Annotated in this window: 5 protein-coding genes; all 5 read right to left on the bottom strand. The window is 69.1% G+C overall.

Features of this window, described 5'->3' with window-relative positions:
• Positions 1–169: 169 nt before the first annotated feature.
• A complete protein-coding gene (locus NJ376_RS18195; protein ID WP_252954706.1) occupies positions 170–544 on the bottom strand; it encodes a response regulator in 375 nt (124 codons plus the stop codon).
• Positions 537–2714, bottom strand: a complete 2178-nt coding sequence (locus NJ376_RS18200; protein WP_252954707.1) for a PAS domain-containing sensor histidine kinase — start codon at positions 2712–2714, stop codon at positions 537–539. Before NJ376_RS18200 ends, NJ376_RS18195 begins: the two co-directional genes overlap by 8 nt.
• Positions 2715–3174: 460 nt before the next feature.
• A complete protein-coding gene (locus tag NJ376_RS18205) occupies positions 3175–4140 on the bottom strand; it encodes a Bug family tripartite tricarboxylate transporter substrate binding protein (protein ID WP_252954708.1) in 966 nt (321 codons plus the stop codon).
• Between the two features lie 300 nt (positions 4141–4440).
• Entirely contained in the window at positions 4441–5733 is a 1293-nt protein-coding gene (locus NJ376_RS18210) for a glycoside hydrolase family 16 protein (protein ID WP_252954709.1), read from the bottom strand.
• 456 nt (positions 5734–6189) lie between these two features.
• Positions 6190–7780, bottom strand: a 1591-nt coding sequence (locus NJ376_RS18215; RefSeq protein ID WP_252954710.1) for an FAD-dependent oxidoreductase, incomplete at its 5' end; no start/stop codon positions are given.

A 7780-nucleotide genomic window follows, 5' to 3' on the forward strand; every position in this document is an offset into this window, starting at 1 on the left:
TGGCCGACCACTGCGAGGCGTGGTCGCCTCCGTGATCCAGCACCATCCGGACCGCCCGCTGCCTCACCTCAGGCGAAAATCGGTTCGACGTCTTCTTCGTCATGGCTCCAACCTCTCAAGGTTCGGAGCCTCCGGCAAACCCGGCGCGGTTCACAGGCGCCGTTCGAGGTCAGCCGGATGTGCGTTTTGGCAGAGCGGCTGCGATCGACTGGCGCAGATCGGGCAAGCCGAACGGCTTGGCCAGGACCAGCTGGTTCCGGAGGTCTGCCGGCAGGCCGCTGCTGCCGTAGCCCGTGCTGAACACGAAAGGAATGCCCCGTTGGACGAGCATCCGCGCGAGATCGAACGACGCTTCCCCGGCCACATTCACGTCCAGCACGACAAGATCCAGCAGCTTCGCCTGCACGGCCTCGTACGCATGGGCAAGGCGCGCGGCCGATGCCACCACCACGCACCCAAGCTCCTCCAGCATGTCCTCGAGCAGGAGAGCTACGCCGCCTTCATCCTCGACGAGGAGCACGCGAAGTCCCGGAAAATCATCCATGAGCGCTCAGAGGCGCAAGCGGCATGGCCATCAGACAGTGCACGCCCGTCTCCTCGAAGCGGAGATCCAGCGAGCCCTCGAGATCGCGCTCGATGCAGCGCCGGATGAGACGCATCCCGAAGCCGCGATGGCTCGGCTTATTCACCCTTCGGCCACCCTGTTCCAGCCATTCGAGCGCGAGCGTGTCTCCGGACCTGATGTCCCAACGCACCGACAATGTGCCGGACGGTGCTCCGAGCGAGCCGTATTTTGCCGCGTTCGTCGCAAGCTCGCTCAGCACCATCGTCAGCGACAGCGCCGCGCGTGGGGTAAGGTCGAGCGCCGGACCGCCGATCCGCAATCGGCTCTCGCCGCTGCTGTACGGCGCAACGATGTCCCGGAGCAGGCTCTCCAGCGGCACGCTGATCCAGCTGCGCTTCGTCAGGAGATCATGCGCCTTCGCAAGCGAGAGGATGCGGGCCTCGAACTTGGTGGAGAAATCCTGCAGGTCGCTCGCATGCTTGGCCGTCTGGGCGGCCAGCGACTGAACCGTCGCCAGGCTGTTCTTCACGCGGTGGTTCAGTTCGTCGATCAGCACCTTCTGCCGCAGCTCGGCGTTCTTGCGGTCCGTGATGTCGACAAGCATGTTGATCGCGCCCACCAGCCGGCCCTCGCCATCGCGGAGCGGCACCGGATAGGGCAGGAAGGGTACGCGGCTTCCGTCTGGCCGCTCTGCAATCGCCTCGGCGCCGCGGACAGGCCGGTTCTCGCGCAAGGCAACGGCCATCGGGCACTGATCGTGTGGCAACGGCGTGCCGTCGGGCCAGTAGAGCTTCCACGTAACGCACCACTGATCGCTGCCGAGCACAGGCTCGCGACCAGCCATCTCCAGGGCGGCCTGGTTGTAGAAGGTGATGCGGCCCTCGGCATCGGTCGTGTAGATCGCGGCAGGGAGCGCCTCCAGCAGCTCGCGCAGCCGCCGCTCATTCGCCTGGATCTCGTTCTGCATCCGCTTGCGTTCGGTCACGTCCTGCATGATCCGGACGCCGTATCGGAAGCGGTCATTCTCGTCTCGGACCGAGGAGCTCGACACCTCGAGATAGACGATCGAGCCGTCCGGCCTGACGGCGCGCTTCTCTACGGCATAGCTTGCGAGTTCCCCGCGCACCTGCCGTCCGTAGCGTTCGGCCTCGGCGGCGCGGTCCTCGGGATGGGTGATTTCGAGCAGATCGGTCGCCAGCAGCTGCTCGCGCGAGCGCCCCAGAATGTTGCACAGCGCGTCATTGACGCGCACATAGCGGCCGTGCTCGTCGACTTCGGCGATGCCGACCGTCGCGGCCTCGTAGGTGGCAGCCAGCCGCTCGTCGCTCTGGCGGCGCGCATATTCGGCCTCCCGCTGTTCGGTGACATCGATCGTGAAGCAGCGCGTGTTGACGAACTTCCCATCGTCAAAACGGCTGTTCGAGGTGACGAGCACGTGGCGGATCGAGCCGTCCTTGGCGCGCAGCCTGGCAGGGTAGCTGTCCAGCCTCTCCCTGCAGGACAGCCGATGAAGGATGTCGCCGATGACGGCCTGGTCGATGTGGAACTCGGCGATATGGCGGCCGACATACTCCTCAGGCGCGTAGCCGAGGAGCGCCAGCTCGGCCTGGTTGGCGCGCAGGATGATGCCGTCGCCGCTCACGATGTGAAGGCCGACCGCGCTGTTCTCGAAGAAATCCTCGAGATCCCCGTTCCTGCGACGAAGCTCCTCCTCGAGCGCCTTTTGCGCGCTGATGTCCTGGAAGCAGTTGATCGCGCCCTGGATCCTCCCATCGCGATCCCGCAGCGCCCGGATGTTGACGAGCGCCGTGAACCTCGTGCCGTCCGGCCGCTCCATCACGACTTCGGCGTTGCGCGTCTCCCGTCCGGTCCGCACCGCATCCGCTACTGGGCAGTCCTCGTGGGGAAGCGGCGTTCCATCGGGGAGATAAAGCCGGTGCGAGCCGCAGAAGCGCTCCCTGGTCTGGCTCAGCCGTGGTTCACGGCCCCACAGCGCGGCAGCTTCGGCATTGTACCTGACGAGCCAGCCATCATGGTCGCAAAGGTACACCGCCCCCGGAATGGCATCGAGTGCGCTGGGCGCCGCCGTGGCGAGGGCCTCATATTCGGTCAGCGGACGGTCGGTGGCAACCGCTTCCACTGTGAGCATTATAACTCTCCTCGACCTGCGCAATGAACGCCCTGCCGGTCCGTGCGACTCAGCAATGAACTATATGCCTGCCTTCGGATTTCGGCCCGTTGCTGAGGCGGATGGTCATGCCGCCGAGCTGCCCACTCTGTCCAGGGAGGTTTTCTCTGGAGCGGCCGATACTTCTCTTCGGGTCCGCCGAGTCGTTTTATGTATCCTGGGCCGGTTTTTGAAGCCAATGAACTGAAGGCGAACGGGTCGCTTCCGGCCAAGCGGAGCCATGGGGTGTCGGCTCGGATGGGCTGCTTCCATGTCCGCTCACGGGAATGGAGCGGCCAGCCGGACAATGAGCCCTGTACAGCCGCTCTCCGCCCTTCCCTGGCCCCGGGCCGGGTGCCAAGCGTCAGGCGCGTGCCGCTAGAGCCCTTGTTTGCAGAGCAGATTCACGCCTTCGGGCGATGCCGCCTTACGGCGATCTGCTCTAGTCGCTCGCCCGAATACCCGGATCCCGCACCAGCGCCGTCCACCGCGCCCGCTCCGCCGCCGCCACGCGCCGCAGCGCCTCGCCATCCTCGCCCTTCGGCTCGGCGCCGAGCCCCGCCAGCTTCTCCCGCAGCGCCGGGTCGCGCGCCGCGCCGATGGCGGCCTCCCGCAGCCGCGCCACCTGCTCCGCCGGCAGCCGCGCCGGGCCGAACAGCCCGAACCACACCTCGCTCTCGAAGCCCGGCACGGCGCGGGAGAGGGAGGGCAGCCCCGGCACCAGCGGCGTCTCCCGGCCCCCCACCCCCAGCGCCCGCACCGTGCCGGAGGCCAGGTGCGGCGCGGCGGTGGAGGGCGTGTCGAACAGCGCATGCACATCGCCGCGCCGCAGTTCGGCATAGACCTGGCCGGTGCCGCGATAGGGCACATGCACCATCTGCAGCTTCGCCAGCGCGGCGAAGAGCGCGCCGGTCAGGTGCGGGGCGGTGCCGACGCCGGAGGAGCCGTAATTCACCTGCCCCGGCCGCGCCTTCGCCCAGGTGATGAACTCCTCCACCGTCCTCGCCGGCACGGTGGAGGAGATGACGAGCAGGTAGGGCTGGGTCGCCAGCAGCGCGACCGGGGTGAAATCCGCCTCCACGTCATAGGGCAGGTTCGGCGTCACGGCCGGGCCGGCGGAATGGGTGGAGCTGGTGGTGAAGAACAGCGTCAGCCCGTCCGGCGCAGCGCGCACCACGTTTTCCGCCGCCGGGACGCCGCCGGCGCCCGGCCGGTTGTCGATGACGACGGGCTGGCCCAGCCGCTCCGCCATGCCGGGGGCGAGGACCCGCGCCACCGCATCCGTGGCGCCGCCGGCCGGGAAGGGCAGGACGAGGCGGACCGGCCTGGCTTCCTGCGCCAGGGCGGGGAGAGCCCGGGAGGCGAGGGGCATGGCGGCGGCAAGCCCCAGCAGCGAACGGCGATGCATGGAAGATCCTCAGGGGGTCCGGGCGGAGGATATGGCGCCCCGGCGCCGCCAGGGGAAGCAAGCATGGGAAGCGGGCTCGGGAGACAGGTACGGGCGGCAGGCGCCGGGCCGCCGGGCACGGGATGGCCGGCGCGGCGCCAGCCATGCGCCTCCCGCCATGGGGGGCGTGGGCCGCCCCGCCTCCGCCCAGGCGCGCGACGGGCGCGGAGCCGTCTGCCGCGCCGCGCAGGCGCCTGCACCCGGAGCCGTGAATGGCGCGGGCAGGCCGTGCCTGCCCGCGCCGGGGTCACCCGCGGTCGATCAACCGATCCACTCGGACACGGTGACCTTGCCGAGATAGATGTTGACCTGGTCGGGTGTCGACGCATCGGGCGGGGCATCGAACCAATCATTCTGCCCGGCCACATAGCCCATGACGCCGAAGGACATCGGCGAATCCGGGATGTGGTCCGTCCAGGACGCCACCTTCTGCCCGTCGACATAGATGCCGAGTTCCTGTGGCGTCCAGTCCATCCGGTAGGTGTGCCACTGCGAAGTGTCGAGCCCGTTGGAGAATTGCGAGTCGGACTGGTTGTCGCCGTTCCCGTTCGGGCCCTGCCAGTGCAGGGTGTGCATCGCCGTGGTGTTGGGGGTTTCCAGGATGTCGATCTCAGGCGGCCACTGGGTGCTCCCGGTCGGCCACATCAGGATCGCGGTGCCGGTGCCTTGCTCCTCCTCGACGCGGGCGGTGAACTCGACCCGGCCATAGGTGATGGAGCCGGCGTACTCCATGTTCAGGCCGCCCACCTGCCACAGCCCGTCGCCGTCGGTGTCGCGCGACATGGAGACGACGAGGTTGCCGTCCGCAACATTGACCTGGCTCGGATCCCATTCGAAGGCGTTGTTCCAGTAGGTTCCGCCGCCATAGACATTCTGCCAGATGGAGCGGTCGAGCGTCGTCCCGTCGAAATCGTCCGTCAGGATCTCACGGAACTGGCCATCCGGCGGCGGGTCGGTCGGGGGTGTGCCGCCCGCGACCTCGGCGTCGGTCGCGGGGTCGAACTCCCAGGAGTAGCGCAGGAACACGTTCTCGCCCGCATCGCCCCAGGAGACCCGTTGTCCCCAGGCGTAGCTGCCATCCGGGTTCTGGTGCGCCCAATCCTGGTCCGCAACGACGGAGATCGTCGAGGGATCCGTGCCCGCAGGCAGCACAAGGTCGTCGACGCCGTGCTCGAAACCCTCGATCGCGACCGCGGATCCGGCCACGGTAAAGTCCTCGGCGACGCCTGGCTGGCCGTAGATGATGCCGCTTGTCGTGGGGGGCGTGGTGCCGCCGCTGGCGACGTCCGCATCGGTCGCGGGGTCGAACTCCCAGGAGTAGCGCAGGAAGGCGCTCTCGCCTGCACTGCCCCAGCTCACCCGCTGGCCCCACGCATAGGTGCCATCGGCATTCGGGTTTGCCCAATCATGATCGACTGTAACCGTCACCGTCGATAGCTCGGTTCCGGCAGGAAGCACCAAGTCATCGAGGTTGTGTTCAAATCCCTCGATGGAAGTCCCTGGTACAACCAGAAAATCCTCGGCAGAACCATTTGTGCCGTAAACAATAGCCATGCCTGAACACTCCCCTGCAACTCTTCCAGTTCATAACAGATTGTCTGTTCGCCTGGATGATTGCAGAAAAAATGCTAGCATCGACTGTGCTTGTCGAAAAACCTCAAAACCTCCGGCCAGCGGCGACCAGGCGGCTGACTCGCCGGCCGTCTGGATGCCATCTGCCGCCCGATCAACCCGAGATCGCCAATTGCTCCAGCCGGACCCATTGCGTCCTGCTGCCGAAGCGCCGGATCGTGGGGAGGATGATCGCCTGGCCAAGGACCGCGAGCGCCTGAACCGCAGCGGCCCCGCTTTCCCGTGCCGGGCCGCCATGCGCCGCGTGCTGCGAAGCCTGTGTCGGCCAGCGCCATGGTCACGGATGGGTGCTTGGGCTTTTGCCATGGGCGAGGCGCCCGCATCGGCCGGGCGGGGGCAGGGCCATCCCGGTCTCGGCCACCCGATCGGATTTACGCCCTACCCGAACCGCGCCAGGGTGAACTGCCTCGGCACCTCCGCCCGCCCCAGCACGGCATCGGCCGTCATCCGCCCGCAGATCGGCGCCAGGGTGTAGCCATTGCTGGTGACGGCGTGGAAGAAGCCCGGCACCCCCGGCACCTCCCCAAGCAGCGGCGCGCGGTCCACCTCCACCGCCAGCCCGGTCCAGGCGCGGATGGCGTGCATCCCGGCCAGCGCCGGCAACACCCGCCCCGCCACCCAGAGATTGCCCTCGATCGACCGCCGCAGGTTGCGCGGCGAGCCCTTCTCATCCAGCACCCCCGGCCAGCCGCCGCCGACCAGCACATGCCCACCATCCCCCTGCTTCAGGGAGAGGTGCCGCCCCGCCTGCGCCACCAGGTGCCGCATGGTCGGCGCCGCCGCCTCCGTCGCGATCACCTGCTGCACGGCGCCGATGACCGGCAGCGCGACCCCCAGCATCTCCCCGATGCGCCCGGCATAGGCGCCCGCGCAATTCACCACCCGCCCGGCGCGGATCGCGCCCCCGGCGGTGGTCACCGCGAACCCCGCGCCCTCGCGCGCAATCGCCTGCACCTCCACCCCTTCCCGCAGCCGCGCCCCCGCCTTCGCCGCCAGCCGCTTCAGCACGGTGGTGCCGCGCAGCGCGTCGATCTGCCCTTCCAGCGGGCTCCAGCTTGCGCCGACAAAGCCGGGGCCGAGATAGGGCGCCAGGCTGTAGAGCTCGTTCGCCCCCAGCAGATGGCTCTCCAGCCCCTGCTTCCGCTCCACCGCCACCTTGGCGCGGGCCCAGGCGAGCTGCGCCGGGGTCTCCGCCAGCATCAGCCCGCCCTCGTTGCGGATGCCAAGCCCCTCGCCCGCCGCCGCCGCGATCTCCTGCCACAGCGCGATGCTGCGGGGGCCCAGCGGCAGCCGGTCGATGGCCGGGCCCGTCTCCTGCTCCCCGTCGAAATCATAGGTGAGGAGCTGGACATGCAGGCTGCCGGCATTGGCGGTGCTGGCGGCCATGCCGGCCTCGCCGCGCTCCACCAGCAGCACATCGGCGCCCTCCTGCGCCAGGTAGAGCGCGGTGGACAGGCCGAGCGCCCCGCCGCCGATGACCAGCACCTCGCAGCTTTCGGCCGCCGGCCCGGCGGCGGGCCGCGCCGCCCAGCCATTGTAGTGCGGCAGCGGGAAGGTGGGCCATTCCTCGCCTTCCGGCACTTCCAGCATCAGCGCCGCGGCGGGCACCGGCTTCACCGGGGCGCGGGGATGGGCGAGGCCGCCTTCCTCCGTCGCGCCCACCAGCCTTGCGATTGTCGCGCCGCACATCCGCCCCTGGCAGCGGCCCATGCCGGCCCGCGTCGCCTTCTTCAGCGCGCCGAGGCTGGTGCTGCCGGCCGCATGCTCCGCCCGCAGCCGGCCCGCCGTCACCTCCTCGCAGCGGCAGATCACCGTCGCGTCGGCCACCGCGCCGATGTCGAAGGGCGGCGCGCGGAACATCCGCCACAGCGCGTCCTGGAAGGCCAGGGCCCGCTCCAGCGCCGCCCGCGCCGCCGCATCCTCCGGCGCCGCGAAGCCGAGATCCCGCGCCGCCGCCAGCCCGGCCAGC

Origin of the sequence: Siccirubricoccus soli, from assembly GCF_024178315.1 — a bacterium.
GTDB lineage: Bacteria > Pseudomonadota > Alphaproteobacteria > Acetobacterales > Acetobacteraceae > Siccirubricoccus > Siccirubricoccus soli.

Excerpts from the sequence above, each read along its gene's own strand:
- NJ376_RS18200 (WP_252954707.1), bottom strand. The coding sequence starts at position 2,714 with ATGCTCACAGTGGAAGCGGTTGCCACCGACCGTCCGCTGACCGAATAT.
- NJ376_RS18205 (WP_252954708.1), bottom strand. The coding sequence starts at position 4,140 with ATGCATCGCCGTTCGCTGCTGGGGCTTGCCGCCGCCATGCCCCTCGCC.
- NJ376_RS18195 (WP_252954706.1), bottom strand. The coding sequence starts at position 544 with ATGGATGATTTTCCGGGACTTCGCGTGCTCCTCGTCGAGGATGAAGGC.
- NJ376_RS18210 (WP_252954709.1), bottom strand. The coding sequence starts at position 5,733 with ATGGCTATTGTTTACGGCACAAATGGTTCTGCCGAGGATTTTCTGGTT.